This window comes from Rhodococcus sp. NPDC056960 (genome assembly GCF_042674125.1).
In the GTDB taxonomy this organism is placed as follows: domain Bacteria; phylum Actinomycetota; class Actinomycetes; order Mycobacteriales; family Mycobacteriaceae; genus Rhodococcus_F.
Genome location: NZ_JBHURF010000042.1, coordinates 1 through 26,398, shown reverse-complemented (window position 1 = coordinate 26,398; position 26,398 = coordinate 1). Strand labels below are relative to the sequence as shown.

The window sequence follows — 26,398 nt, the reverse complement described above, 5'->3', positions numbered from 1 at the left end:
GTTTTGCGAAGTGCGACAACTTCGAGAAGCGGGCTCACAGTGTCGCTCCCGTCGATTCGGTATGCAGTGATAACTGCCCGGCGAGCTGCTCTGCGCGACAGCAGGCCACGAGATGATCGTCGACCAGGTGTAGGGACTGCTCGATCGACGTGCAGTCGTCGGTGGTGAAGCTGCACCGTTCTGCGAATCGGCAACCGCGTGCGACCTCGTAGGCCGCGCGGGGCCGGCCTGGAATCGGATGGAGACGAACCCGCTGGTCGATGGAGGGGCGTGAGGCGAGCAGACCCGCGGAGTAGGGGTGCAGGGTATTGCGGTGGATGGGGACGGTGTCGCCGAACTCGACGAACATACCCGCATACATCACGGCGATTCGGTCGCTGACAGCGGCAGCGAGTTCGAGATCATGCGTGACCAGGATCATCGCCAGACCGCGTTGGGTCCGTAGGTCGTTGAGGATCGCCATGACCTCCTCCTGCATGGTCACGTCGAGCGCAGTCGTCGGTTCGTCGGCGAGGATGAGTTTGGGATCGGTCAACAGGGCGCTGGCGATCATGACCCGCTGGAGCAACCCCCCGGACAGCTGATGCGGGTACTGGTTGAGGCGGCGCTGTCCGTCACTGATTCCCACCGCCCGCAGCTGTTCCGTGGCTGCTTTCACCGCGTCGGTGCGATTGACCCCGCGGCAGGTAGTTAATCCTTCGGTGAGGAAGTCACCGATGGTGCGTACCGGATTGATGTGCGCCCGGCAGTCTTGATAGATCATCGCGATGTCTCGGCTGCGCCAGCGGCGAAGCTGTTTCGCATTCATCGCGTACACGTCCGTGCCGTCGAAGAGTACTTCGCCGCGAACGTGCACACCCGGGGCGAGCAGTCGCTGGATGGCGCGCAGCGTCATCGACTTGCCGGACCCGGACTCGCCGACGATGCCGAGTGCGCCTTCGGCTTCGAGGTCGAATGACACGTTCGTCACGATGGGGCGCAGTTGGTTGTCGACGGTGGCATCGACGCAGAGCGAGTCGACGCGCAGTAGGGGTGTGTTCATGCTCGGTTCTCCACTCGTTGTGCGGCGCGTTCTCCCAGCACATTGACGCTGACCACGGTGAGCACGATGAGGATGCCTCCGGCGATCGTTTGGTAGGGGTAGCCGCTGAGCAGCGCGGTGCTGCCCTCGGCGACCATCAGACCCCATTCCGAGGACGGGGGTTGGGCGCCGAGTCCGATGAAGGAGATTGCGGCCAGCTCGACCAGGGCGGTCCCCATCGTGATGGTCGCCTGGGCGCCGATGGTCGGAGCCACGGCGGGCAGGATATGCCTGAAATTGATTCTCCACGTGGAAAACCCGGCCATTTGGCAGGCTTCGACGTAGGGAAGATGCGCTTCCCGGATGGCCGTGGCGCGAACGATGCGGGCGAAGTAGGGGACATATGCGAGGGTGAGGGCGACCACGGGTGCGGCAAGACCGACGCCGAAAATTCCCACCGCCAGCACCGCGACGAGAATGCTGGGGAAGGCCAGCATCACGTCGACCACCCGGCTCAGGGCGGTGTCGAGCCGTCCGCCGTACCAGGCGGCGGCGAGCGCGAGCAGAGTTCCCAGTGCGCTCGAGATCAGTACCACGATGACGGGGCCGATCAAGCTCAATCGGGCACCGGCCAACGCCCGGCTGAAGATGTCGCGCCCGAGCGAATCGGTACCGAACAGGTGGTGCGCGCTCGGTGGCAGGTTCGACGCCAGGATGTCGACCTGCTGGGGGTCGTACGGGGTCACCCACGGCCCGATCACTGCGGCGGTGACCAGGACGACAAGGACCGTGCCGGCGACGATGGTGACCGGATCGAACCGGCGGTGACGGCGGGTTTCTACCGTGTCGGTGGACAGAGGCACCGCTGCGATGGCGGTCATGGCTTGACTCCTTCCCGGATGCGGGGATCGAGGGTCCGCTGCATGGCCGTCACGATTGCGGTCGAGATGACGAAGACCACGACGAGGATGAGTGAGATGGCGGTGACGACGTTGTAGTCCTTGCTGAGGATTCCCGTGACCAGCAGTGAGCCGAGCCCGTCGAGCCCGAACGCGGTCTCGACGACCACACTCCCGGCAACCAGGCCGGCGAGCAGGGTACCGGTGGTGGTGACGATCGGGACCGCTGCGTTGCGGAGGATGTGTCGCCGGAACACCTGGGCGGGCGGAATGCCTCTACTGAGTGCCGTTTCGACGTGATCGCTGAGGCGTTCCTGGCGCAGCGACGCTGCCGTGATCTGGGTGACGAAGGCGCTCCATCCGACGGCGAGCGCGATGGCCGGCAGGGTGAGATGCCAGAGTCGGTCGGCGAATCCGGTGCCGGAGCCGAGGACGGGGAACCATCCCAAGCTGAGGGAAAAGACGGCGACGAGCAGGGTGGCGGCGACATAGCTCGGGATTGCTATGGCGAGTCCCGTGAGAGCTGCGACAGCCGAACTGAGTGGCCGCACCATCGCGCCGACGGTGCCGAGGGCGAAACCTACGACCAGGACGAGAATACCGGCGTAGACGACGAGGAAGATCGTCGTCGCGATGCGGGGCGCGAGTAGTTCACTGACCGTCGATCCGGAGACCATGGACGATCCGAAGTCTCCGTGCGCGGCATTGACGAGCCAGTGCCAGTAGCGAATCGGAAGCGGCTGGTCCAGGCCGAGTTGCGCACGCAGGGCCGCTCGCTGCACGTCGGTGGCGCGGGCCCCGAGCTTCTGGCTGACCGGATCGCCAGGAGCGAAGGAGAGCGCGGTGAAGACGACGAAGGAGGCAATGACGATGGTGACGACTGGACCGATCAGCCCCTCGAGGAGCGAGGTGGCCGATGTGCGGACAGAGACTTTAGGTGAGGCGGTGGACCCGGAGGAGGGCCGGGTCAGCGGGGAAGTTGCTGGTGAGTTCATGTTTTACCTCGCACCGATCAACGCCAGCGACGGCGTGAAGAGATAACTGAAGGAGGTGGTGGCGCCGGAGTAGCTGTTGTTGAGGTAGCTCACCTCGTAGAGGTTGACCAAGGTCGACGCCATGTAGCTCTGTTCCCAGCGCTGTTGTGCCTGCGTCAACATGGTGGCCCGGGCGGCGGGGTCGAAGGTCTGCCGGGCGCGGCTGACGAGGTCGAACGCCGTTTCGTCCCGGAAATTGGTGTAGTTGTACGGGCCGCCGTCGGCGATGCTGAACCCGATCGATTCGAGGGGATCGGACGGGGTCGCGGTGAACGAGCTGGCCAGCAGCAGATCGATACCGGCGCGAGCGACCGGATCGTATTGCATCTGGGCGAACTCGAGTGGCTGCACCTTGTCGATCGTGACGTCGAGTCCGATGTCCCGTCCCTGTTGCTGGATGACTTGGGCGACCCGTGACTGTGTTTCGTCGCCGGACTTGATGGCCAGGACGATCGACGCACCCGCGTAGCTGCTGTTCTGCACCAGATTACGCGCCTCGTCCGTGTCGAACGCGTTGCGCTGAACGTATTCGGCGTTCGCCGCTTCCCAGATATGCCGGGCGTTGATGTCCCAGGTCGAAGCCCCGACCATGGTGTAATTCTCGGTACCGGCACCGTTGAACGCGGCTTTGAGCAGTGCCTGGCGGTCGATGGCGAGGGCCAGCGCGCGCCGAAGATCGAAATCGGCTAGCGGACCGTCTGGTCGCGCGACGAACAAGCCCACCGTCTGCGGGGCAGGTCCGTAGTACACCGTCCCGGTCGTCGACTTCTGCAGTGCGGGAATGACCGAGGGCGGTACCTCGTAGGCACCGTCGATCTGCCCGGATGCCAACGCCTGCGTCAGGGCGCTGGAGTCGGTAACGAATGAGAGCGTGGCAGAGGTCGAGTGGGCGCGATACCGTGGGTTCCAGTAGTTCTCGTTACGGATGAGTTCAATCGCCGAACCGGGGTTCCAGGTGTCGAGAGCGAAGGGACCGCTGCACATTATCCCCCCGGCGGCGGTGCCGAATTCGGCTCCGGCCTTCTCGGCGTGGGCCTTCTGAAAGATGGCGGCGACCGGTGTGGCGAGCTCCTTGAGGAATAGTTCGTCGGGTGCCGAGAAGCGAACGGTCACAGTCTTCTCGCCGGTGACATCGATGCTGGCGACGTTGGCGTAGACGAAACTCACCAGTGCGTCCGGGGCGGCGGCCCGCCGCAGGCTGTAGGCGATGTCTTCGGTGGTGACGGGGGTCCCATCCCAGAACGTGGCGTCGGCGATCAGTCGGAGTTCGACGGCGAGATCGTCGAGTTGTGTGGCGGAGACCAAATTATCGGAGACGCTGTAGTCGGGATTCATCTGCAGTGGAGTGTCACACAGCTGCGAGATCACGAAGGTCGATGAATAGTCGACGTTCATCACCGGGTTCAGGCTGGGGGGCTCACCTGCCGGCAGAGCCCAGTTCAGGTGGTCGATATCTGCTGCAGCCGAGGGCAGTTGGTCTTGGAGGGAGGGGGTTTCCAGGTTGCCCGCAGCGGCAAACGAACAGCCGACGAGTGTCGACAGAGCCGTGGCCGACCCGATTATCGCGGTGAGGGCACTGTGGGCCCGGCTGTACGAGCGGCGGGTGTGGAGCGGACTGGGGGAACATTTTCGGGCTTGTTTGGACATGGGCGTCTCTTCACGAAAGGGGAGTGGGGACTGCTCCGTCGAGGGGTGGACGACTCTTCCGCCACGAGGTGGCCTCCTCGTAGGCGGCGGCCGCACGGAGGGCGAGGTTGTCGTTTTGCCAGGGGGTGATGATCTGCAATCCCACGGGCAGGCCCTCCGAAAAACCACACGGCACACTGATGGCGGGCAAGGCGGCGTGGCTCGGCGATTCGGTCAGGGCATGGAATTGCAAATCCTGATCGTTCCAGTTGCCGTTGTCCGGCACGCTGAAGACGGTGCTTTCGTCCTCGTGCCGGAAGGCTGTCACCGGTGTGGTGGGGCTGAGCAGGATATCGAACCGGTCGAAGATTGTGGTGAAACCGCGGACGATGTCGGCGCGGGTGTGGTGCAGGGCGCGGTGGTACATCTGTGCTGTGACGGCTCGGCCGGCGGCGACATAGCTCAAGATTTGCGGGTCGAGTTGGTCGGGATCCCACCGTTGAGCTGACTTCATCTCGTCGTAGAAGTCCACCATCGCGATTCCCCAGATGTTCTTGAAGTACTCGATGGGATCGGGGAGTTCGACCGTGACTTCCTCGACGTCGGCGCCCAGATCTGTGGCGAAGAGCCGTGCGGCACGGTCGACGACCGCGCGGACCTCCGGCGAGACCCACGATGCGCCGAGCATCGGCGAGTACGCGACTCGAAGTCCACGCAACGATGGACCGTGGACCGCCGACATTATCTCGCCCTCGGAGACACGAGGCAGGGAGAGCGGGTCGCGGGGATGGAAGCCCTGGGTTACCGAATACAGCAGCGCGACATCCTCGGTGCTGCGCGCCATGGGTCCCGGCGTGCCGACGGTGTCGAAGATGCCACCGTCCCCGGCTCGGGGGATGCGTCCGGGTGAGACCTTCAACCCGACGACTCCACAGACAGAGGCCGGCACCCGAATGGAACCTCCCCCGTCGCTGCCCCAGGCCAACGGCGCGATACCGCTGGCCAGGGCGGCGGCGGCACCCCCACTCGAGCCGCCCGCGGTCCGTGTCGGGTCCCATGGATTATTGGTCGTACCGGTCAGTGAACTGCGAGTGACCCCGAGCATCCCGAAGTCCGGGGTGGTGGTCTTACCGATCAAGATGGCACCGGCCGCCTTGATCCGGGCGTACGAGGCGGCGTCGTGTTCGGGGACATGATCGGCCAGCCCCTGACACCCGTAGGTGGTACGGACCCCAGCGGTGTCGGTGAGATCCTTGATGGTGATCGGGATCCCGTGCAAGGCACCGAGGGCGGTGTGGTCACTCGAGGCAAAGTCACGCTCGGCCTGGATTGCCTGTTCACGTGCTGTCGCGGCGGTCACCGTCACGAAGGCATTGACCGTGGAATTGACCCGTTCGAGGCGCTCGAGTGTGGCATCGACAACCTCCACCGGGGAGATGTCCCGGGAGCGATATCTGCGAGCGAGTTCGGTCGCGGACATCCAGCACAGCGTGTCGTCATTCATGATTGTCATCGTCCTTCCGAATTGACGTGGACTGTCCCGTTGGCGGCGGGTCGCCACAATGCCCAGAAATCGGCCAGGAACCCGGGCCGCTCCTCGCCCTCGATCTCCACGACGCATTCGTGCAGTACGAGGTACCCGTCACCCTTTTCGCGCACGTCACCGATGCGGCCGCGCAGGCGAATGGGCTGTCCGGCCAGGACCGGGGTGACGAACCGCACCCGATCGAGTCCGTAGTTCAGGCCGTACCACGGGTCGCCGTCGACGGTAACGACGTCGTTGAGCAGGGGGTCGAGGAAACCGAGCAGGTGAAAGCCCTCGACGAGTTTGTCGGGGTAGCTGTCGGGATCCATCGTGCTGGTCTCGTCGTCGATACCGCAGGACCGGTCGTAGAGCGGCAACAGATTCTGGTCAATGACGAACCATGGGCCGCGGAACTCTCGCCCAATCAGCGAGGGGGTCTCGGCAAGACGCACCGAGAGACGAACCGGCGCCTCGGTATGTGTGGGGGTGAGTGGCATCAGATCGTCACTTCCTGGGGGAGCGTGGACTTGGTCGTGGCCGTGGGGCATTCACGGGTTTCGGCGTCGGAGGCGATCATCAGCATGTCGACGATCGTGATGGCTCCTGAGCCGTACTCGACAAAGACTGGATTCAGGTCGGCCGCCTCGAGCAGGCCCGCGAAATCTGCTGCAAGCCAAGAGAGATTCGTCATCGCGGCGGCAAGAGACGACAGGTCGGTGGTGGGATGAAGGTTTCGGTAGCCGTCGAGCACCCGCGACATCCTCGTGCCGGCAATGCAGTGCAACGCTTCGGTAGTGTCCACGGGCGCTGGGCTCGAGACGGCATCACGTTCGAGCTCGACGAGGACCCCACCGGCGCCGACGGTCGCCACAGCGCCGAACACCGGGTCGGTGGTGAAGCCCAGAAGGGCCTCATGTGCCCCATTGACCTGGTGCTGAATCTCGTAACCGTCGATGATCGCTGCGGGGTGGGCGCGCAGGACGGACTCACGGATGCGGGCAATCGCATCGGTGAGCTCTGCCTCGGTCTGCACGGAAGTGACGACACCACCGACATCCGAGCGGTGCAACACGTCCGCGGAGGCGACCTTCACCACGACGGGAAAGCGATCGCGAGCCCAGGTGAGCGCGTCCTCCGCGGTGCGGACGAGAGCAGATTCGACGACTGGGATTCGGTACGCGGTGAGCAGTTCACGACACAGCTCCGGCGGCAGTGACCCGGCGTGATCGCCGATGGTGGCACGAAGCGCGCGGACGGCAGTCGGAGAGGGAAGGTGTGCCGGCCTGCCGATACGCGGTGGGACGGCGCCGGTGTTACCTGCCGCGGCTGCGATGGCGGCGAAGGCGTTCCCGATGCCGCGCACGACCGGGATGTCGGCGGGGAGGAACCGATCGAGCTCCGCGGAGGTGGCGGTCGAGCTACTTGCCGCGATCAGGACAGGTTTCCCGCTGCTCGCGGCCGCGACGACAGCGCTCCGCATGTCCTCGAGATAGCCGATTTCTGCTTTCCCCAGGGTGTGGTGCGCCTCGGCGATGATCATGACCGCGTCGATCTCGCTGTCGGCGGCTACGAGCGCGTGGGCTTCGTCGTACGCCTCTTCGGACGCGGCCGGGCTGGCGCCGGCATCGAACGGATTGTTGATCGAGGCGCCCGGCATCAGTTCCCCGGCGCGGGCGAGTGTCGGCTCACTGAAGGTCGGCAACTCTATGTCGTATCGGCTCGACAGGTCCGCGGCCAGCCCGGCCTCACCGCCGCTGTCGGTGATCACTGCGACGCGGCGCCCCCGGACCTGGGGGACGCCGGGGGTGCCGAGCAGTTTGAGTGATTCGGCGAGCTCGTCGTAGTCGGCGACGAGCGGGATATCGAGCTGACGGAACAGCGCCTGGTACGCGGCGTGATCGCCGACGATCGCTCCGGTGTGTGCGGCGGTGGCCTTTGCGCCCAGTGCGGTGCCTCCCACCTTGAGGGCGACGACCGGTTTGCCGGCCGCACGCAACAGCCGGACCGCGTCGACGAAATCATCTACATTGCTGAGAGATTCGAGAACAAGTCCGACAACGGTGGTCTCGGGGTCGGTCGCCAACCATGCCAAGTAGTCCGATGAGGTCAGGCTGACCTCGTTTCCGGTGGAGATGATCTTCGAAAAGCCGGCGCGTTCGATCGCGCGCGAGACGAAGGTCGCCGAGCCCGACTGTGAGACCAGGGAAATACCCCCTCGTCGCTGCTCGGACAAGATCGCGTCGTAGGTCCACAGCGGAATGTCATCCGATACGTTGACGATGCCCATGCAGTTGTTGCCGTGCACCACCATCGGGGACTCATGGGTGAAGGCGGCCAGTTCGTCGGACTGGGAGGCCGTCAGTCCGGCGGTGGGCACCAGGGCCGCGCGGCATCCCTGTGCGTCGAGTTGCCGCAGCGCGTCCATGAGTGCCGCGGCAGGCAGCGAGACGACCGCGGCGTCGAGTGAGTGTGGCAGATCGGCGACGGTGGGGCGTGCGGCGATGTTCTCCACCTCGGTCGCCGTGGGATGCACGACGTGAATCTCCCCGGCATATCCGTGCCGGAGCAAGTTCGAAATTACCGCGTTTCCGCTGGTGGATCGCTTGGCGGAGGCGCCAAGTACGACGATGGATTGGGGACGGAGCAGGGCGTCGATGCCTGCATGCGTCTGGGGGCCGAGAGCCATCCGGTCCCTCCGGTTCTGGAGTAGTCGGTTACGAAGAATGAGTGATGTAGTTCACTGCGGATCAATATATAACACCCTGTTTCAAATAAACAGCCCCCTGGTGCTGGGAAAACATAGAGTTGACGAGATGGCACCGTCGATCGGGTCGAGCGAACACGCGCGCTCGCGTCGACGCCGGGGCCTACTGTTTCGGTACGGACATCGACCACGGAGGGGCAATGCCGAAGGTTGTGAACAGGCAGGAGCGCGAACGCGAGATCGCTCGCGCGGCGCAGACTCTCATCGCCGAGGGCGGATTCGCTGCCATTTCTCTTCGCGCGATCGCCCAGACCATGGGCGGATCGATGACCCTCGTCACCCACTTCTACAAGACCCGAGAAGAACTGATGCGGGGCATCTTCAAGCAGATGCTGGTGAACTTCCAAGAAGATCTCGATGAGCGTGAAGAAGGCGCCACGCCGCTCGAGCGGCTGCATATCCTGCTCGAATGGCTGTTGCCGCTCGACGAGGACTCCCGACATCAGGAGCAGGGCCGGGTTCTGCTGGCGGGGGGTACGCGCACCGAACCCCACGCCCAGGAATTTCTCGATCTGATGGAAAAGCACATGACCGGACTGCTGCGTGACCACCTGCAAGGACTGGTGTCGCCGGCGGAGGTCGAGCCGGTCGTGGCCGCCCTGCGTGCGGTGACCAACGGCATCCAGCTGTCGGCGATCGAGCATCCCGACAAATGGCCCCCGGAGCAGCAGGTGGCGGTCCTGCACCGCATCCTCGGCGGTCTCGGCCTCGGAGTGTCCTAGCCGGCGCACGACGGCGAGCTCGGTGATGCGCGATCGGAGGCGCGGGCAGAGGTGACGCAAAAGTTTTTATGACAGACCGTTCTAAATAGTGTTAGTCTCTCCGCATCCGCGCTGACGGCGCCGACTCAGCCGCTGCCGCGACCAACTGGCGGGCTTCGATCGAAGCAGTCACGACCGCACTCCGTGCGTCGATCAACGGCCCACCGCTGGTGTCGGCGTCCGCGGCATCCCCACACCATCGCAACCGTTGCCGCACAGCGCCATCGGGATCGGGTGGCGTTCTACCGCCGCCCCGGAACACCACACAGATCACACCTTCCGACAGGAAAAAGCGTCATGGCAGAAAGAGCAACGGCGGACAGCGACGGTGCACACAGCACATCCGTCTCCGCCTCCCACACCCTGCACGACTTGCGGAGTCCCACCCCAGTAGGTGCGGTGCCCATCGTCACCACCGCCCTTCCCGACGCGGAGACCATCGAGGGGCAGCCGTGGACGGGCACGACCGCCCTCCTTTCCTTCGAACAACCGGTCGAGGTCGGGGTGTGGGAAATGACCCAGGGCACCTGCCGTGATGTGGAGATCGACGAGTTCTTCCTGGTTCTCTCCGGCCGAGCGACTGTCACCGTCAACGGCGGGCCACCCCTCGCCCTCACCGCCGGAGTAGGGCTACGCCTCCACGCCGGTGACCGAACCATCTGGGTGGTCGAATCCACGCTTCGAAAAATCTACATCGCGCAGAACGGCAACTGAACCATGTACCAATTCATCAACGGTCAACGCACCCAGGGCAGCAGCGGTTTCGTCGACGTCGTGGACCCCTCCACCGGTCTCACCATCACTCAGGTCGACCTGGCCGGCGCGGACGACGTCGACCGCGCTGTCTCCGCTGCCCGACAGGCCTTCTCCACATGGAGTCGACTCACCCCCGCCGAGCGCGCCGGTGCGCTGACCCGACTTGCGCAGATCGTCACTGACAAAGCCGACGCGTTCGCCGACGTCGAGTCCCGGCAGGCCGGTAAACCGATCACCCTCGCGACCGAGTTCGATGTCCCCGGCACCATCGACAACATCGCCTTCTTCGCCGGCGCTGCCCGCAACCTCGAGGGCAAGGCCGCCGCCGAATACTCCGGTGACCACACCTCGATGATCCGACGCGAACCCGTCGGCGTCATCGGATCGATCGCCCCCTGGAACTACCCGTTGCAGATGGCGGCATGGAAGATCCTCCCCGCGGTCGCCGCCGGAAACACCATCGTCCTCAAATCGAGTGAGCTGACCCCGCTGACCACGGTGATGCTTGCAGAGGCCTGCACCGAAGCTGGTATCCCACCCGGGGTCGTGAACGTCCTGACCGGAACCGGGGAACTGGCCGGTGCCGCACTGACTGCACACCCCGACGTGGCCATGGTCTCGTTCACCGGATCCACCGCGGTGGGCCGAGCGGTTATGAAGGCGGCCTCAGCGCAAGCCAAAAGAGTTCACCTCGAACTCGGCGGCAAAGCGCCGTTCGTGGTCTTCGATGATGCGGATCTCGACGCCGCGATCCACGGCGCGGTCGCCGGATCCCTGATCAACACCGGTCAAGACTGCACTGCCGCGACCCGCGCCTACATCCAACGCCCCCTGTACGAACAGTTTGTCGCCGGCGTGCAAGAACTGATGACGCAGGTGCGACCCGGTCCCACCAACGAGCGCGAAACCACACTCGGACCATTGGTTTCCACGACACAACGTGACCGAGTGGCGCATGCCGTCGAACACGCCCGGGCCACCGGCGCCAAGATCGTGTGCGGAGGCAAGGCGCCGGACGGCATGCCCGAACACAGCGCGTACTACGAACCGACCCTCGTAGTCGATGCCGACCAGCGCTCCGACATCGTCCAGAAAGAGGTCTTCGGCCCCGTCCTGGCCGTGCTGCCCTTCGATGACGACCACACCGGGCTCGCCCTCGCCAACGACAACGACTACGGCCTGGCCGCATCGGCATGGACCAGCGATCTGAACCGAGCAATGACCGCGACCCGCGAAATCAACGCCGGATGTGTGTGGATCAACGACCACATCCCCATGACCAGCGAGATGCCGCACGGCGGAGTGGGGCGATCCGGATTCGGTAAAGACATGAGCACCTACGCCTTCGACGAATACACCAACGTCAAACACGCCATGATCGATGTCACCGGCGTTGCCCGCAAGGGCTGGCACCGCATAGTTCTGGGAGATGTCACCGCATGACCATCACGCCTGACTATCGGTCCCTGGCCACCAAGGCCCTCGCCGACGCCGCCCCGGACGTACTGTGGTTCGACGACCCCGACAGACCCGAACGGTTGGGCGCGCTTGTCGGTACCGAGCACACCGATCTAGCCGTGGTCGGCGGTGGTTACTCGGGCCTGTGGACAGCGCTATTGGCCAAACGCCGGAACCCCGACACCGACGTCATCCTCGTCGAGAGTACGGATGTAGCAGGGGCCGCCTCCGGACGAAACGGAGGCTTCGCCTCCGACTCGCTCACGCACGGATACAGCAACGGTCTGAGCCGCTTCCCCCGGGAGATCGACACGCTGACACAACTCGGTCAGGACAATCTCGCCGCACTTGTCGCCGACCTCGGTCACCTCGACATCGACTGTGACTTCGAGTGGACCGGACAACTCGATATTGCCGTCGACGACTGGCAGGTCGATGGGCTGGCCGAGGAGTTCGATCGATTCGTCGAATCCGGCGGCGACGCAGAGTTCTTCGACCGCGACCAACTGCAAGCCGAAATCCACTCGCCGACCTACCGCGCGGGACTCTGGGACAAGAAGGGCGCCGCCGTGCTCAACCCGGCACGCCTGGCCTGGGGGCTTCGTCGCGCCTGCCTCGACGCGGGTGTTCGCATCTACGAACACTCACACGTGACAGACCTCGTCAACCGCGACGGCGGGATCACCCTGACTACCACCTACGGAACGATCCGCGCGAAACATACCGTTCTCGCCACGAACGTCTTTCCCTCGCTGATTCGCCGGGCGCGCGCATACACCGTCCCGGTGTACGACTACGTCCTCGCCACCGAACCCCTCACTGCCGAGCAACTCGACCGAATTGGCTGGCACCGGCGACAGGGATTGGCAGATGCAGGCAACCAATTCCACTATTACCGGCTCACCGCCGACAACAGAATCGTCTGGGGTGGGTACGACGCGATTTATCACTTCGGTAAACGGGTCAGTTCGGACCACAACCACCGCCCCCAGACCTACCGAACACTCGCCGAACACTTTTTCGCTACGTTCCCGCAACTCACCGACGTTCGCTTCACTCACCGCTGGGGTGGTGCGATCGACACCTGCAGCCGATTCAGCGTGTTCTTCGGCACGGCGATGGACGGGAACGTCGCATACTCGGCCGGCTATACCGGTTTGGGTGTCGCTGCGACTCGGTTCGGCGCCGAGGTGACCTTGGACCTGCTGGCAGGGGAAGAGACCGAGCGAACGCGGCTGAAGATGGTGCGCACCAAGCCGATACCGTTCCCGCCCGAACCCCTCGCCTACATTGGTGTGCAGGCGACGCGGTGGTCAATGGCTCGGGCCGACGGCAACGAAGGACGCCGGAATCTCTGGCTCAAAGCGATGGACGCGGTCGGACTCGGTTTCGATTCCTGACCGTCCAGACGCAACGCCGTCCGGCGCCGCGACACAGCTGTCCAGTACACCTACCCCACTACCAGGCCTCGTCCCGGCGAGGGTATTCGACGAGGAGACCATTTATGACGAGCAAATCCAACCTGCGCCGTGGCGCCCGTATTGCAGGCCTGGGTGCTGCTGCGGCTGCCCTGCTCGGTGTGATGTCCACTGGTGCGGCGAGCGCGGATACATTCATCCCGCTGCCTGATGGTTCGAAGACCGGTCCGAATGTGACGGTGACCCGTACCGCGGAGAGCGCTCTGTCGTCGCCGTCGTTGGCTGCCAATGGCGCCGGTCGGGTGGCGTGGGTGTCGGGCACGGTGACTGCTGACGTCAACGGGCTCGAGGAGGTCACCGACGTGACGGACGCGAACGCTACGACGAACAATGCGGGTACCTACAACGGTACGAATGCGTCGACGACGCATGGTGTTTCGCGGGTGTCGACGGGGTACATCGTGGGTTGCCAGGTGGACATCACCGGTCTGTCTGCGTCGCCGTCGTTCAGTCTGGGTTTGGATTCGTTGTCGGCGAGTGCGGGTCTGACGGTTCCGTTGAACTCGGGTGAGGTCAAGTACGTGCCGATTGCGGCGAAGGACATCAAGAAGGACGGCGTGTACGCGTTGCAGTACCAGGACGCGGAGCTGCAGGTGCAGAAGTGCGGTGGATTCGCGCAGGCTCGGTCGTACTCGGTCGTGGAGATCGTGGGTAACGACTACTCGAAGACCGTTCTGTACGGTGCGCCGTTCAGCATCGGCTGATTTCGGTCTCTTTCGCTGTTCTTCCACCCACTTTCTCGCGTGTGCGAGGTTTCTATCCCTGAGAGGGAACAATGATCATCAACCGTAAGAACGGTGTGCGTCTGGCCGCGGTCGGTGCCGCTGCTGCCGCGGCCATGGGCTTGTGCTCCGTCGGTGCGGCGAACGCCGACACGTTCGTTCCGTTGCCTGGTGGCAGCATCACGCAGACCCTGGCGGATGGCACCGTGGTGACGGTGAACCTGACGGATGAGAGTGCGACCGTGTCGCCGTCGATGGGGTCGACGCCGTTGCACCGCAATGTGTGGGTTTCCGGTAAGGCTTCGGTGGAGCTGCAGGGGGATGGTGTGCAGTCCGCGTACATCTATCCGGGCTACGTGCTGGCGTGTCAGGTGGACTTCGGGGCCGAGGCGGGCGCCGAGGGCGGGGCGGGGATGGCGTGGTCGGATATTGTGGCCGGGACGGTGGGGAACCCGCTGTCGGGGGGTGCGAGTGGCGGGGTCACTCTGGGTCCCGGTTCGGCGATTCCGGTCGACATCCTCGATCAGGAATATGCCGATCCCTACGGTGGGGAGGCGCATTGGGGTGGGAACTACGTCGAGGGCCCGACCGGTTCGGTTTCGTGGAGTGACTCGACCCTCGGGGTCAGTGGATGTGCCGGCTACGCGCAGGCGCGGTCGTATGTGAACGTCTCTGTCGAGACGGACAACGTGAGCAGCACCGTCACCCTGTGGGGACAGCCCTTCAGCATCGGCTGACCTCACCAGGCGTCCACCAAGTGGCCGCGTTCCATCGGCGCGATCAGCAATGCTGATCGCGCCGATGCCCGGGCGCACCCTGTCCAGGTGCACTGCATCCTCGACCCGAACCCCAGGTCCTACTACGACCGCGGCCTCACAGCCGCCGGGACGCCCACGGGAAGTGCTCGCCCGATCGAGGAGCGCGGCTTGGGCTCACCGGTTTCTGTGAACTATCGCCCCCCGAGCTGCGGTGCTTCCGGCCGTAGTGCGTTGAAGGCTCGGTCGAACAAGACCGGCAGGAAATCGTTTCCGCCCGACTCCGCCCACGCCCGCGTCGCCGCGAGATACGCTCCCACACTCGCCGCCGCGATGACGGCGACGTCGAGGTCGCTTCGAGAATCCAGGTCGAACTTGGTGCTGATGACGGTGGCGAGACTGGCCCGCCATCGGTCGAGGCGGTCGAGGTAGCTCGCGCGCAGCGACGGGGCGTCCTCGATCAGATGGAATAGCGCGAGGGCGCGGGCGGGGTTCTCGTGTGCCCAGCTCTCGAACGGAGTCATGCTCATTCTCAGGGCCGTCCACCGGTCCTCGTCGAGGGGACAGTCGACGAAGCAGTGACAGCCCTCCTCGGCGAGCTTGCTGAGCCGTGACACGACCACGTCCTCCTTGCCGCGGAAGTACCGGAAGAACGTCCGGCGGGAGATCCCGGCAGCTGTGCAGATTTCGTCGACGGTCGTCTCGTCGAAGCCCCGGTCGAGGAACAGCCCGATCGTGATCTCGACAACCTCCGACCGCATCTGGTCCTTGATGCGTTGTTTGAGCGGTTCGGGGGCCTTCGGACTCATGCACCGCATCCTAGCCAACGGTGATACTTGGTGCTAATGTGCCACTCAATGCCACATAGGCATTGGGTGGCCAATCGACCGGTATGTCCTGGCTGGAGGGTCGCTCGCGACGTCTTTTCACCCCTACTCTCGAGTCGGAGAAGTGATGAAAGCAGTACAACTGGTCGAATCCGCAGGACCGTCGGGGCTTCGTGTCACCGAGCTACCGGATCTGGATGCCGCCGATGATCTGGTCGTAGTTGATCTGCATGCGGCGGGTGTCTCGTTCCCCGATCTGCTGCAGACGACGGGCAGCTACCAGATGGTCCAGGCGTTGCCCTGCGTCCTCGGTGTCGACGGCGCAGGCACCGTTCGCTCCGCTCCGCACGGCAGCGGTCTGACAGAGGGACAGCGCGTCGCGGTGCTCGCGCTGTCGGGTTCATGGCAGCAGACGGTGGCAGTGCCGGTGGGCTACGTGTTTCCGTTGCCGGACACGGTGACGCTCACCGCGGCGTCCGGATTCGTCATGAACCACCTCACGGTCCACTTCGCGCTCGTCGAGCGCGCTCATGCCCACAAGGGGGGACCGTCCTCGTGCACGGAGCGGCCGGGGGTGTGGGAACCGCGGCACTGCACGTCGCGGCTGCCCTCGGGCTCGAGACGATCGCGGTCGTCTCCAGCGAGGAGAAGGCCGCGGTGGCGAAGGGCAACGGCGCCACGTACACGGTTCTGGCAGACGATTTCAAAGATCAGGTTCTCGAGCTGACCGGTGGCAGGGGCGTTGACATCGTCGTCGATCCGGTCGGCGGGGATCGGTTCACCGACAGCCTCCGTTGCCTGGCCACCGGCGGTCGTGCCCTGGTACTCGGCTTCACCGGTGGAAGCATTCCGACGGTCAAGGTGAACCGGCTCCTGCTGAAGAACACCTCCGTGATCGGCGTCGGGTGGGGTGAATTCATTCGCGAAGACCCCGGATATCTGACGCGGCAATGGGAAGAGCTGTTGCCGCTCTTGGCCTCCGGTGCCCTCACAGTCCCCGAGCCCACGCTGTACGAATTGGACGACGCTGCCGCTGCCCTGCAATCGCTCAATGAACGTGCGGCGACAGGCAAGGTCGCGCTGAGCCTGCGCTGACCCTCCGCCGGCGAATAATCCGGATGCCCGTGTCGTCGACACGGCCCACACAGAAAGGCCCACTGTGGTCAGCACCGAAGCCCGAGACGTATTGGCAGAACGGCGAACCGCACAGCTTCCGCCGGATGCGGCACGCACGCTCGAACAGCTTCTCGCGGTCAGGGCCAGTTACCGCGCCTTCACGCCGGAGCCGGTACCCGAGCACACCATCCGACGGATTCTGGAAACCGCCCAGCTGACGGCATCCTGGTGCAACAGCCAGTCGTGGCAGGTGTCGATCACCCGCGGTGCAGGCACCGAACGGCTCCGCGATGCGCTGCACGCGACGGCCTCCGCCGGTATCACCGAGGACACCGACATCCCCTTCCCCCGCGAGTATCGCGGCGTTCACCTCGATCGTCGTCGTGAGAGCGGCTTCCAGCTCTACAACGCACTAGGAATCGAACGCGGGGACCGCGCGCGTCAATACGAGCAGGTGCTGGAGAACTTCAAGTTCTTCGGAGCGCCCCATGTGGCGATCATCCACTCCGACGAGGCGCTGGGCCCGTACGGGGCCGTGGACTGTGGCGGCTACGTGGCCAATTTCCTCACCGCCGCTACGGCGCACGGGGTCGGGACCGTGGCCCAGGCGGCGCTCGCGATGTACCCGAGCGTGCTGCGGCGAGAACTCGGCCTGGGTCGGGACCGCACCATCGTGTGCGGAATCTCGTTCGGATATCCCCACATCGAGCACCTCTCGAACAGCTACCGGACCACCCGCGCGCCCATCGACGACGTCGTCGACTGGATCGACAAGTGATGTCCGAATCCGACGTACGGGCCGATCCGGCGCGGGTGATCACCGAGCGTCACGGTCGCGTGCTGCTCATCCGCTTGCAGCGCCCCGCCAAACGCAACGCCATCGACGCCGCCATGACCGCGGCACTCGACGCCGCATTCGACGAACTGGACGACAACCCGGACCTCTGGTGCGGAGTACTCAGCGGTGGTCGGCACAACTTTTGCGCCGGAACAGATCTGATCGAGGGTCCCGGAGAATCCACCATTCGGGGCGGCAGATACGGCGTCGTCGGCCGGCCTCGGGCCAAGCCCCTCGTCGCGGCAGTCGAAGGCTTCGCCTACGGCGGTGGTCTCGAACTGGCACTGGCATCGGACATCGTCGTCGCCGGTCGATCGGCACGGTTCGGGCTGCCCGAGGTGACCCACGGTGTGGTCGCCAATGCCGGCGCCCTCTTCCGTGCTCACCAACCCCTGCCGCTGAACATCGCGAAACAGATGCTCCTCACCGGCCGGCCGATCACCGCCGACAGGGCCCACAGCTGCGGATTCGTCAACGAGATCGTCGACGACGGCGCAGCGGAGCGGTCCGCAATCACGACCGCAGAACAGATCGCTGCCAACGCCCCGGTGGCAGTCCAGGCCACCCTGCACGCGATCTCCACCGTCGTGCGCGGTGGCGACGGTCAGGGTTGGCTCCTCACGTCAGATGCGGAGGAAAAAGTGAGAAATTCCACTGATTTTCAGGAAGGGCTTCGCGCTTTCCGAGAGAAACGACCCGCCCGGTGGCAGGGAAACTAGTCACATGGCTCCGCCGCCGTGTCCGGCTCGGTCATGGGCACTGCGTCAGTCTCCCGTGTAGTGGAATCCAATGCTCGTATTGGCCAAATCTATTCGTGAACAGAACATTCAGGTAGATCGACTCGCTACGGAGGTACACGCATGAACGTCAAGGTCACGGCGGGAGGAGCGCCCGCGCTCTCTTCCGAGATCGGCACTGCGTCGCCAAACCGCGGTCCCCGCGCCGTCAGGAAGGCCGCGTTCGCTGCGACGCTGTCGACGTCGCTCGAGTGGTACGACTTCTATATCTATGCGACCGCCGCGGCGCTCGTGTTCAACAAGACCTTCTTCGCCACCGACAGCGAAGTCGTCGCGGCGATGAACTCCTTCGCCACCGTCGCACTCGGATTCGTCGCACGACCGATCGGCGGAATCGTGGCAGGTCACTTCGGTGACAAGTACGGCAGAAAGCCGATCCTGGTCCTGTCGATCCTGCTGATGGGACTGTCGACCACCCTGGTCGGGTTGGTACCCAACACCTCCATCGTGTGGCTGGCACCGGCAATGCTGGTCTGCCTGCGCCTGCTGCAGGGGCTCGCCGTCGGCGGGCAGTGGGGTGGTGCCGTGCTCATCGTGACCGAGTACGCCCCGCCCAACCGTCGCGGATTCTTCGGCAGCTTCGCGCAGCTCGGCATTCCGATCGGAATGGTCCTCGGCAACGGCATCTTCCTGGCCATGACCTGGGCGCTCTCACCGGATGCGTTCATGTCGTGGGGATGGCGCGTGCCGTTCTGGTGCAGCCTGCTGATGCTGGTCGTCGGGTTCGCCATCCACCGGTACCTCGAGGAGACACCCGAGTTCCAGGAGGCCGAGGCCAAACTGGCGACCGCACCCGCCAGGCGACGGTCACCGATCCTGGACGTCATCCGCCACAACGGCGGCACCCTGCTCCTGGCCGGCGGCACCTACCTCGTCGGCATCGCCATGTTCTACATCACGATGACCGGAAGCGTGCAGGTTGCCACCACCACCCTGGGCATGACCCGATCGGACGTACTTCTCTGGATCCTCCTCGCAGCACTGGTGATGATTCCCATCGTGCCGACCACCGCATACCTGTCGGATCGCTTCGGCCGCAAACTCATCTACGGCATCGGAATTGCCGGGATGGGAATCTGGGCCGTCCCGATGTGGACGCTGATCGGCTCGGCCACTCCCGAGAACCCCGCCCGCCTCGGCATCGCGGTCGTCGTGTCCTGCGCCATCATGTCGATTCAGACCGGGCCGCAAGCCGCCCTCTTCGCCGAGCTGTTTCCCCCGGAAACCCGCTACTCCGGGGCGTCCCTGGGATACCAGAGTGCCGCGATCCTCGGCGGCATGTCGCCGATGGCGATGGTCGCCCTGGTCAACGGCCAAGCGGAGAATGTCTGGCGAGTCGGGTTGATGATCGTCGTCCTCGCTGTCGTGGCGCTGATCTGCCTGCTCGGGTTGGTTCGTCGCGACGCGAAACGTCGCTCCGAGGCCCAGGTCAACCTGGTCTGAGTCAGGGCAGATGGGCGGCCGGTGTCGGTGGTCCCCGTGGACAACCGACACCGGCATCCTCTCGGTGAGCCGCGGTCCTCAGACGACCGGTTGCAGTTGCAGTCCGATTCCCCGGATGGTGCGGATGGTGTGTGGTGCCCCGAGGATGTCGAGCTTCCGGCGGAGAGAGCTGACACACATATTGACGACGTTGGTTTGTGCGTCCGCCGAGAGGCCCCAGACGGTCCTCAATATCTGCGGTCGGGACACGACGTGTCCTATGTTGTCCACGAGAATCGCGATCAAGCCGAACTCCGTCCGTGACAGGGGCACACTCCTACCGCCGACTTCGATCGCTCTCGATTTCGGCTGCAGTGTCAGGTCGTCGGATGAAACTGTTCTGCTGACCGTCGGCGCTGGTGAGACTCGGCGGAGTATCGCTCGGAGCCGAGCGATCATCTCGTCGGGGTACACGGATGTCATCAGCACGTCGTCGGCACCGGCATCGAGCAGGGCGCTGTGATCGGTACCGGGATCGTTGCCGATCACCATGATCCCGGTTCTCCGGGCGGCGGTCCGTACCGCGCTGACTGCGGCCAGTGCGTGGTCCGGGGCGTCTGTCATGTCGAGGAGTACGACGTCGACTGCGGCGATGCGACGCGGTGTCGGTGCGCTGCGGGTGCTGGTCACGCTCAGTCCGACCGTGCGCAGGTGGGTGACTAACGTGCTCTCGACAGCGGTGGACACAACCAGCACCGATGGGCTCGTGCGGTTACGACATTTCATGAAATTCACCGTGGGTTGCTTCGATCTGGTCTCGCATATTCCGCGAAATATAGTGCCAGACGGTTTTTCCCAGCGCTAGACGGTAAAACTTTCGTAAGCTGAAGCAACTGGTTTGATCCGGATGCGGTTCCGGGACTCGATTCGGCTGTTCACAGTGCTCGGTCCCGGTGCACACAAATGCACCGGGACCGGGTCGCACGGGTCGATCAGCGGCTATCGCCTCGGTTCGTCAGCTGTCGTGGATCGCGGAATGCGTACGTTCAGCCGAGCGGCGTGCCGCCGACGCCCCAGGATTCGCGGGGAACTTCGGTGATGGTGACCCATACCGAGGATGCGGGCTTGCCGGTGGCGTCGACGTAGGCCTGGGTGACCGCTTCGATCGCGGTGCGCTTCTGTTCGTTGTCGAAGCCGGGCGGTTGGGTGATCTGGATGAGCGGCATGGGTGATCCTTCTGTCGGGTCGTGGTCGGACGTTTCGGTCAGCTGGTGGCGCCGGCGCGCATCGAGCTGTCCGAGAGGGTGTAGCCGAGGGGGAAGGGATCGGTCGGGTCGATCCCGACCTGAGACATGTCGGTGATCCAGGCCTGGCCGGCGACGCTCGGGACCACGGCGTCGTATTCTCCGACGCGGGTGAGCGATTCGATGGTGCTGTCGAACCGGCTGCCGATGAGTGATTCGTGAATGAAGTTCTCGCCGGGCCGGATCTGGTTGCGGGCGTGCATTACTGCCAAGCGGGCCGAGGTGCCGGTGCCGCAGGGGCACCTGTCGATGCGGCCGGGGGAGACGACGACCGCGTTCTTGGCGATGAGGGTGTCGTTCTCGCGGCGGAGGGGGTTGGTGAATTCGGTGATCGTGATGCCGGCGAATTGGGGGTTCTCCGGGTGGATGGCCTTCAGCTGTTCCGCGGCAGCCGCCTTGATTCGTTCGCCCACCACGCATATGTCGCGGGCTTCGTCGGGCACGAGGTCGAATCCCACGCTGGCAGCGTCGATGATCGCGAAGGCCATTCCGCCCCATGCGACGTCGAGCGTCACGGTGCCCATTCCTTCGACCTCGACGGGTGCGTCCATGTGGTAGACGAAGGCGGGCTGGTTGACGAAGCGGACGCTGAGGACCTTGCCGTCGCGGCATTCGCATCGCAGCTTGATCAGACCGGCGGGTGACTCGAGGGTGAGTTCGGTGACCGGTTCCTGCATCGGCACCATCCCGGTTTCGAGCAGCACGGTTGCGACGCAGATGGTGTTCCCTCCGGACATCGCCGGGTATTCCTCGGACTCCATGATCACGTAGCCCATGGCAGCATCGGGGTGGGTCGGGGGAAGGACCACGTTGACGGAGCGGATCATCGAGCCGCGCGGTTCCCTCAGCAGCAGCTGCCGGATGTCGTCTCGCTTGTTCTCGAGGTAGAGCCGCTTCTGGAACATGGTGTCGCCGGGGACGTCACCGACACCGCCCACCACGACGTTGCCGACCTCCCCGCCGACGTGACAGCCGACGACGTTGAACACTTTGCTGAATCGCATTGAATTTCGACTTTCTTTCCAGCCGAGCCGTGCGCTCGGATTGCGAAGTGAGTGCGTCTGACGAGCAGCCGCAGTTTCCGTACTTCCCTCAGGGCTCTCAGGGCATGACAGAGCGCTCTCGGCACCCACGACGCGGATAGCTCGGTCGTCGCGCCAGTCCTGCGCTAGTGCACTACGCCCGCAGCAGTCTCACTGAGGCTCATGCCCTTGGTCTCCGGGGCCAGCCACTGGGACAATCCGGCCCCGATGCCGGCGATGGCGGCGGCGATCAGCATGGTGACTGCGGTGCCGAGGTTCGCCATCGACCACGGCAGCATGAACGTGCCGATGCCGGCGCCGACGCGGCTGACCGCGGCCGCGAATCCCGTGCCGATCCCGCGGATCTCGGTCGGGAATACCTCGGCCGGGTAGATGCCGGTCAGCGTGTTGTACATCGCGTTGAAGAACGAGAAGGCCAGGAACAGTACCAACACGACCATCGGGGGCGCCCCGGCCCAGAGGCCGATGACCGCGAGCAGCACCATACACAGCCACTGCGGCGGCACGGTCAGAACACGGCGGCCGACCCTGTCGACCAACAGCACGGTGATCACCACGGCGCCTGCGGCGACTGCGGACAGCCCGACCCCACCGGCGAGCCCCCCACTGAGCCCGTATCGGTCCAGCACGCTGTCGGCGAACGTGGCGATCGCGAAATACGGTGTGACTGCGCAGAACCAGAACCCAGCGGTGAACAGCGTGGCCCGCCAGTACTGCCGGGAGAACAGCATTCCGAAGCTGCCCTTGCGAGTGTCCTCGTGCTCGACGTCGGTCATGTCGGCGAAGGACTCCATGTATTTGTGCGCGAGGGCGTGGGCCTCGTCCCTGCGGCCCACATTCCACAGCCACCTCGGCGACTCGGGCAGGCCGATCCGAGCGATGAGCAACACCGCGGCGATCACGGTGCTCGTGCCCAGGATGAGCCTCCAGCCCAGGTCGGTGTGTTTGGACAGCAGATACCCCACCAGGTACGCGATCATGAACCCGACATACCAGGCGATCAGCGTCACGCCCATCAACCGGCCCCGCAGCTGGGCAGGGACGAACTCGGACAGCAGCGGCCAACCCACCGAGTACTCGGCGCCGATCGCTACTCCCATCAGCAGCCGCACAGCGAACAGCTGCCAGGGCTCGTGGACGAAGAATTGCATCGCTGAGGCGATCACGAACAGTGCCATGTCGGCCGTGAACATCAGCTTGCGGCCGAACTTGTCGGATGCCCAGCCCGCCAGCGGCGAGCCGATCAAGATGCCGAACAACGCGCCCGCTGCGATCAGCCCCTCCCACAGCGTCGACAGGCCCAAATCGTCGGCCATCGGCCCTGTCACCGGACCGATGATTCCGAGGACGTAGCCGTCCAGGAACATCCCCCCTGTAAGCACGAGGACCAGCTTCCATAGGAAGCGCCGCTTGAAGCCGGCGTCGGCCTGATTCGACACAATGGTCGTATTCTTTATCGACGACACCAGTCACTCCTCACAATCCGGAACGATGACATGGGATCTCCTTATTCTCTTCCGGGGCCGGGGGATTGGATAGGGGGTCTCAGATCGAGTTGCGCAGACGACAGGCGTCCTGAATCGCCGCAAAGGTGTTGCGGCTCGTAATGGCATTGCCGATTCGAAGAGCTCCTACGAGCCGTCCGGGTGGTGCCGGACCGATCGACCCTTGAAGTCGACCGATCCGAGAGGACGATCTAGGCGACGTTGTCGAGCGCGCCGTCGACTGTCGGACAACTCCGGATCCATCGGGCCTGTGTGACCTGCGCCTCACAAAGTATGCTGCTTGCAGGAGTTGTCGACAAGAAGATCGACTTGAAAATCGGAAGTAGGCAGTTCTGAGTTGTAATTCCGTAACCAAGGCATGGTTCGCGCTCGGCTCGGATAACCCCAGAAAACTGGGCGTAAACGCAAAGCAGCGCTGAAGACTGTTGTTGCAGATTAATGACTCGGAGTGCGGTTATGGGCGTGACAGAGGGCTTCGCTGCCGACCGCCCGGACACGCGCAGGAATGAGGAGGACGACATGGCGCTCTCCGCCGCGGACAGGGACGTGCTGGAACGGTTGGTGGCGGCGCCGACCACGACGCAGGCCTTGGCTCTGCGGGCACGCATCGTGCTCGCGAGTGAAGACCAGTCGGTGACCGAGGCGGCACGGACCCTCGAGGTCACGCGGAGCACCATCATGAAATGGCGCAAAAGGTTCGACGAACATGGGATCCAAGGCCTCGGCGACCTGGCGCGACCCGGTCGTCCGGTCTCCATCGGACGCGACGAGCAGCGAGCAATTCTCGGCGTGCAGCTTCGGGAACCGGCAGGCGGGGCATGGACGACGCGCACGATCGCTGCCGAGCTGGGGACGAGTCAGACTGCGGTCAGTCGAGTCCGGCGGCTGTCGTTCACGGATGCGCCCGACCTCGTCACACGATCGGTGCTCAACACGTCGAGCCAGGTGGTGCTTGCTGCGGTGTTCGTGAGCGCGGACACTCGCGTCCTCATCTTCCATGAGCCGGCCTCGCCTCCCGGAGGTGGCGACGCGCGGCCGCGCACCAGCCGGACCCGCCAGTGGCGGGAGGTGGTGCGAACCGTGCTGTCGGCCCAGCTCGCGTACGAGCCGGATGTGTCCTCAGCGGAGCCGGCCGAGTCAGCTGTCGGATCGGACCTTCTCGACATGCTGGAACGAGTCAACAAGGTGGCCCCACAAGATCGACGAATCATCACGCTGGTCGACGTGAAACTCCCGCCGCAGATCCAACGCTGGCTGTATCGGCACCCCCGGTTCAGCGTGTACGAGATAGCGCCACGCCGCTGGCTCGCGCAACTGGATTCGATCACCGAAGCCCTCGATCGGCGTCAGGGCGAACATTTGCTCACGGTGGAAAACCAGGTTCGATCTTGGGCCGCGAGCAGGGAAGGCTCGTTCCGGTGGGTCCGGCCACCGCGCATCGAGGACGCGGTGTCGGCTGCGTCCGTTCCGGCGGCCGCAGGAGGTGCGCTGCGCAATACGCCGCCGCGGCTGGCGACTGCCGTGGTCAAGGCGCTGCGCGAGTCGATCGCGACGGGTGCATTCGATGCCGGACAGAGGATCCTCGAAGAACCGCTCGCGGCGCGACTCGGTGTCTCCCGGGGGCCTATCCGGGACGCGCTGCAGATCCTGGCCGAGGACGGTCTTGTGGCTCTCGAACCGCACCGCGGTGCGTACATCCCCATTCCGACCCGCCAGGACATCTTCGACACCTATACCGCGCGTGGTCCGCTCGGTGCATTGCTCCTGCGGCGCGTGGCCACCAAAGGCAAAACGCGGCTGGCGCCGGTCGAAGCCGCAATGGAGGACGTCATCAGGAACGCGCGGACCGGCGACGCCCCGGCCACGGGAGATGCGGACATTCGGTGGCAGGACGCGGCAGCTCATGCCGCCGACATGCCGAGGATCGAGAAAATGTTCGTCCGCCTCTCGCTGCAACTGCGGATGTTCATCTCGATCCTGGGGCTGGACTACGCGTACTCGGTCGACGACATCGTCGCCGACGACACGGCGATCCTCGACGCGTTGCGGAATCAGGACCCCGAGCTGGTGACGAGCCTGTGGAGCCGCAAGATCGACAACGCGGTGTTCAACATGGTCGACCTGTTCCGGCGCCATGAAGGCGCGGGAACTCCCGCGGACAAGCGCAAATAGCCCACGTCTTTCCGCGCTCGCGAGACGGGTGCAAACCGTGCGGTCGACGCCCGCAGCAGCCCAGGGTTCGGATTAGCCGACGGCACGAGTCATTAATTCATTGCTCGCCTGTCTAGAGGGTTCGGCCTGCTTCTCCCGCGTGAGACCAAATGCTGTAGCGCCGTACACGAGCGAATTCAGTGAGTTGAGGCCTGCGGCGCGCGATCTTTTTCAACCCGTACTTGGCGACATGATTTGTATATTTACTTACAACTCAAAACGCATCTTTTTCGGATTCACATGCACTACTTCTTGTAGACAACTCGGTCGGCCAGCATACTTTGTGAGGTCCAGGTCACAGCGATATGTGATCAGAAATCGATGGTCGGTCACGGCGCCGACAACACCCCGAATGCCACACATAATCTGGAGGTTTCTTCTATGACCAGCACGAACGGTCTCGTCGAGCGGGAACTGGTCCGACTGGAGTCGACGCCCGCAACGGCGCCGTATTCCGCGGCCACCGTCCTCGGCGATCTGGTGTGGACGAGCGGCGCGCTTCCGGTCGAGGCGGACGGCACCACCTCGGAGGACTT

General features: G+C 64.5%; 22 protein-coding genes and 1 pseudogene. 11 read left to right on the top strand and 12 right to left on the bottom strand.

The genetic code is table 11. The features are described from left to right. Nucleotides 1-34 precede the first annotated feature (34 nt). Genes ACFTWF_RS40975 through ACFTWF_RS40945 form a run of 7 tightly spaced genes read right to left on the bottom strand, consistent with a single transcriptional unit; the run spans nt 35 to nt 8,791 of the window. Nucleotides 35-1,042 (bottom strand): ABC transporter ATP-binding protein, encoded by a 1,008-nt coding sequence (locus tag ACFTWF_RS40975; RefSeq protein ID WP_378466802.1) that lies wholly within the window; start codon nt 1,040-1,042, stop codon nt 35-37. Beyond that, entirely contained in the window at nt 1,039-1,902 is an 864-nt protein-coding gene (locus ACFTWF_RS40970) for an ABC transporter permease (RefSeq protein ID WP_378466801.1), read from the bottom strand. Before ACFTWF_RS40970 ends, ACFTWF_RS40975 begins: the two co-directional genes overlap by 4 nt. Next, nucleotides 1,899-2,915 carry an ABC transporter permease gene (locus ACFTWF_RS40965; protein ID WP_378466800.1) on the bottom strand — a complete coding sequence of 339 codons (1,017 nt, stop codon included), beginning with the start codon at nt 2,913-2,915 and terminating at the stop codon, nt 1,899-1,901. The genes ACFTWF_RS40970 and ACFTWF_RS40965 overlap by 4 nt, the downstream gene beginning before the upstream one ends. 3 nt (nt 2,916-2,918) lie before the next feature. After that, nucleotides 2,919-4,601: an ABC transporter substrate-binding protein gene (locus ACFTWF_RS40960; RefSeq protein ID WP_378466799.1), complete on the bottom strand. Its 1,683-nt coding sequence runs from the start codon at nt 4,599-4,601 to the stop codon at nt 2,919-2,921. Nucleotides 4,602-4,611: 10 nt separating this feature from the next. Further along, the gene (locus tag ACFTWF_RS40955) at nt 4,612-6,084 is read right to left on the bottom strand and encodes an amidase (protein ID WP_378466798.1); all 1,473 of its coding nucleotides are present in this window, start codon (nt 6,082-6,084) and stop codon (nt 4,612-4,614) included. Between the two features lie 5 nt (nt 6,085-6,089). Further along, a complete protein-coding gene (locus ACFTWF_RS40950; protein WP_378466797.1) occupies nt 6,090-6,602 on the bottom strand; it encodes a hypothetical protein in 513 nt (170 codons plus the stop codon). Beyond that, a complete protein-coding gene (locus ACFTWF_RS40945; RefSeq protein WP_378466796.1) occupies nt 6,602-8,791 on the bottom strand; it encodes an acetate--CoA ligase family protein in 2,190 nt (729 codons plus the stop codon). The genes ACFTWF_RS40950 and ACFTWF_RS40945 overlap by 1 nt, the downstream gene beginning before the upstream one ends. A 218-nt stretch (nt 8,792-9,009) precedes the next feature. On the opposite strand from ACFTWF_RS40945, the gene ACFTWF_RS40940 reads away from it, so the two are divergent. From ACFTWF_RS40940 to ACFTWF_RS40915, 6 genes are all read left to right on the top strand, one after another. Then, nucleotides 9,010-9,591: a TetR/AcrR family transcriptional regulator gene (locus ACFTWF_RS40940; RefSeq protein ID WP_378466795.1), complete on the top strand. Its 582-nt coding sequence runs from the start codon at nt 9,010-9,012 to the stop codon at nt 9,589-9,591. Nucleotides 9,592-9,927: 336 nt separating this feature from the next. Next, entirely contained in the window at nt 9,928-10,344 is a 417-nt protein-coding gene (locus ACFTWF_RS40935; RefSeq protein WP_378466794.1) for a cupin domain-containing protein, read from the top strand. Nucleotides 10,345-10,347: 3 nt separating this feature from the next. Next, the gene (locus ACFTWF_RS40930; protein WP_378466793.1) at nt 10,348-11,829 is read left to right on the top strand and encodes a gamma-aminobutyraldehyde dehydrogenase; all 1,482 of its coding nucleotides are present in this window, start codon (nt 10,348-10,350) and stop codon (nt 11,827-11,829) included. After that, nucleotides 11,826-13,244 carry an NAD(P)/FAD-dependent oxidoreductase gene (locus ACFTWF_RS40925; RefSeq protein WP_378466792.1) on the top strand — a complete coding sequence of 473 codons (1,419 nt, stop codon included), beginning with the start codon at nt 11,826-11,828 and terminating at the stop codon, nt 13,242-13,244. The genes ACFTWF_RS40930 and ACFTWF_RS40925 overlap by 4 nt, the downstream gene beginning before the upstream one ends. 104 nt (nt 13,245-13,348) lie before the next feature. Further along, nucleotides 13,349-14,026: an MspA family porin gene (locus tag ACFTWF_RS40920; RefSeq protein WP_378466791.1), complete on the top strand. Its 678-nt coding sequence runs from the start codon at nt 13,349-13,351 to the stop codon at nt 14,024-14,026. A 71-nt stretch (nt 14,027-14,097) separates the two neighbouring features. Further along, on the top strand, nt 14,098-14,781 hold the full coding sequence (locus tag ACFTWF_RS40915; RefSeq protein ID WP_378466790.1) for an MspA family porin: 684 nt from the start codon (nt 14,098-14,100) through the stop codon (nt 14,779-14,781). A 212-nt stretch (nt 14,782-14,993) separates the two neighbouring features. On the opposite strand, the gene ACFTWF_RS40910 is transcribed toward ACFTWF_RS40915, so the two are convergent. Next, the gene (locus ACFTWF_RS40910; RefSeq protein WP_378466789.1) at nt 14,994-15,608 is read right to left on the bottom strand and encodes a TetR family transcriptional regulator; all 615 of its coding nucleotides are present in this window, start codon (nt 15,606-15,608) and stop codon (nt 14,994-14,996) included. Between the two features lie 145 nt (nt 15,609-15,753). Here ACFTWF_RS40910 and ACFTWF_RS40905 point away from each other — a divergent pair. The 4 genes and pseudogenes from ACFTWF_RS40905 (at nt 15,754) to ACFTWF_RS40890 (ending at nt 19,820) form a co-directional block, all read left to right on the top strand. Continuing rightward, a pseudogene (locus ACFTWF_RS40905) lies at nt 15,754-16,721 on the top strand (NADPH:quinone oxidoreductase family protein). Between the two features lie 91 nt (nt 16,722-16,812). Continuing rightward, the gene (locus tag ACFTWF_RS40900; protein WP_378466788.1) at nt 16,813-17,520 is read left to right on the top strand and encodes a nitroreductase; all 708 of its coding nucleotides are present in this window, start codon (nt 16,813-16,815) and stop codon (nt 17,518-17,520) included. Further along, nucleotides 17,520-18,299, top strand: coding sequence for an enoyl-CoA hydratase-related protein (locus ACFTWF_RS40895; protein ID WP_378466787.1), 780 nt, complete (start codon nt 17,520-17,522; stop codon nt 18,297-18,299). The genes ACFTWF_RS40900 and ACFTWF_RS40895 overlap by 1 nt, the downstream gene beginning before the upstream one ends. Nucleotides 18,300-18,440: 141 nt before the next feature. Further along, entirely contained in the window at nt 18,441-19,820 is a 1,380-nt protein-coding gene (locus ACFTWF_RS40890; RefSeq protein ID WP_378466786.1) for an MFS transporter, read from the top strand. Between the two features lie 78 nt (nt 19,821-19,898). Here ACFTWF_RS40890 and ACFTWF_RS40885 read toward each other — a convergent pair whose 3' ends face one another. The 4 genes from ACFTWF_RS40885 to ACFTWF_RS40870 form a co-directional block, all read right to left on the bottom strand. Further along, nucleotides 19,899-20,546, bottom strand: coding sequence for a winged-helix domain-containing protein (locus ACFTWF_RS40885; protein ID WP_378466785.1), 648 nt, complete (start codon nt 20,544-20,546; stop codon nt 19,899-19,901). A gap of 299 nt (nt 20,547-20,845) precedes the next feature. Next, nucleotides 20,846-21,025, bottom strand: a complete 180-nt coding sequence (locus ACFTWF_RS40880) for a 4-oxalocrotonate tautomerase family protein (RefSeq protein ID WP_378466784.1) — start codon at nt 21,023-21,025, stop codon at nt 20,846-20,848. Between the two features lie 38 nt (nt 21,026-21,063). Further along, the gene (locus ACFTWF_RS40875; RefSeq protein ID WP_378466783.1) at nt 21,064-22,107 is read right to left on the bottom strand and encodes a proline racemase family protein; all 1,044 of its coding nucleotides are present in this window, start codon (nt 22,105-22,107) and stop codon (nt 21,064-21,066) included. A gap of 164 nt (nt 22,108-22,271) precedes the next feature. Next, complete coding sequence (locus ACFTWF_RS40870; protein ID WP_378466782.1) at nt 22,272-23,612, bottom strand: MFS transporter; 1,341 nt, start codon at nt 23,610-23,612, stop codon at nt 22,272-22,274. Between the two features lie 558 nt (nt 23,613-24,170). Between ACFTWF_RS40870 and ACFTWF_RS40865 the strand changes: the two genes are divergently transcribed. Then, entirely contained in the window at nt 24,171-25,823 is a 1,653-nt protein-coding gene (locus tag ACFTWF_RS40865; RefSeq protein WP_378466781.1) for a helix-turn-helix domain-containing protein, read from the top strand. The last annotated feature ends 575 nt before the right edge of the window (nt 25,824-26,398 follow it).

Bases quoted from the DNA above. Each gene is read 5' to 3' on its own strand.
- ACFTWF_RS40970 (WP_378466801.1), bottom strand. From the start codon at position 1,902: ATGACCGCCATCGCAGCGGTGCCTCTGTCCACCGACACGGTAGAAACC.
- ACFTWF_RS40915 (WP_378466790.1), top strand. From the start codon at position 14,098: ATGATCATCAACCGTAAGAACGGTGTGCGTCTGGCCGCGGTCGGTGCC.
- ACFTWF_RS40875 (WP_378466783.1), bottom strand. From the start codon at position 22,107: ATGCGATTCAGCAAAGTGTTCAACGTCGTCGGCTGTCACGTCGGCGGG.
- ACFTWF_RS40920 (WP_378466791.1), top strand. From the start codon at position 13,349: ATGACGAGCAAATCCAACCTGCGCCGTGGCGCCCGTATTGCAGGCCTG.
- ACFTWF_RS40935 (WP_378466794.1), top strand. From the start codon at position 9,928: ATGGCAGAAAGAGCAACGGCGGACAGCGACGGTGCACACAGCACATCC.
- ACFTWF_RS40910 (WP_378466789.1), bottom strand. From the start codon at position 15,608: ATGAGTCCGAAGGCCCCCGAACCGCTCAAACAACGCATCAAGGACCAG.
- ACFTWF_RS40945 (WP_378466796.1), bottom strand. From the start codon at position 8,791: ATGGCTCTCGGCCCCCAGACGCATGCAGGCATCGACGCCCTGCTCCGT.
- ACFTWF_RS40925 (WP_378466792.1), top strand. From the start codon at position 11,826: ATGACCATCACGCCTGACTATCGGTCCCTGGCCACCAAGGCCCTCGCC.
- ACFTWF_RS40965 (WP_378466800.1), bottom strand. From the start codon at position 2,915: ATGAACTCACCAGCAACTTCCCCGCTGACCCGGCCCTCCTCCGGGTCC.
- ACFTWF_RS40930 (WP_378466793.1), top strand. From the start codon at position 10,348: ATGTACCAATTCATCAACGGTCAACGCACCCAGGGCAGCAGCGGTTTC.
- ACFTWF_RS40880 (WP_378466784.1), bottom strand. From the start codon at position 21,025: ATGCCGCTCATCCAGATCACCCAACCGCCCGGCTTCGACAACGAACAG.
- ACFTWF_RS40950 (WP_378466797.1), bottom strand. From the start codon at position 6,602: ATGCCACTCACCCCCACACATACCGAGGCGCCGGTTCGTCTCTCGGTG.
- ACFTWF_RS40940 (WP_378466795.1), top strand. From the start codon at position 9,010: ATGCCGAAGGTTGTGAACAGGCAGGAGCGCGAACGCGAGATCGCTCGC.
- ACFTWF_RS40865 (WP_378466781.1), top strand. From the start codon at position 24,171: ATGGCGCTCTCCGCCGCGGACAGGGACGTGCTGGAACGGTTGGTGGCG.
- ACFTWF_RS40960 (WP_378466799.1), bottom strand. From the start codon at position 4,601: ATGTCCAAACAAGCCCGAAAATGTTCCCCCAGTCCGCTCCACACCCGC.
- ACFTWF_RS40955 (WP_378466798.1), bottom strand. From the start codon at position 6,084: ATGAATGACGACACGCTGTGCTGGATGTCCGCGACCGAACTCGCTCGC.
- ACFTWF_RS40890 (WP_378466786.1), top strand. From the start codon at position 18,441: ATGAACGTCAAGGTCACGGCGGGAGGAGCGCCCGCGCTCTCTTCCGAG.
- ACFTWF_RS40895 (WP_378466787.1), top strand. From the start codon at position 17,520: ATGTCCGAATCCGACGTACGGGCCGATCCGGCGCGGGTGATCACCGAG.
- ACFTWF_RS40975 (WP_378466802.1), bottom strand. From the start codon at position 1,042: ATGAACACACCCCTACTGCGCGTCGACTCGCTCTGCGTCGATGCCACC.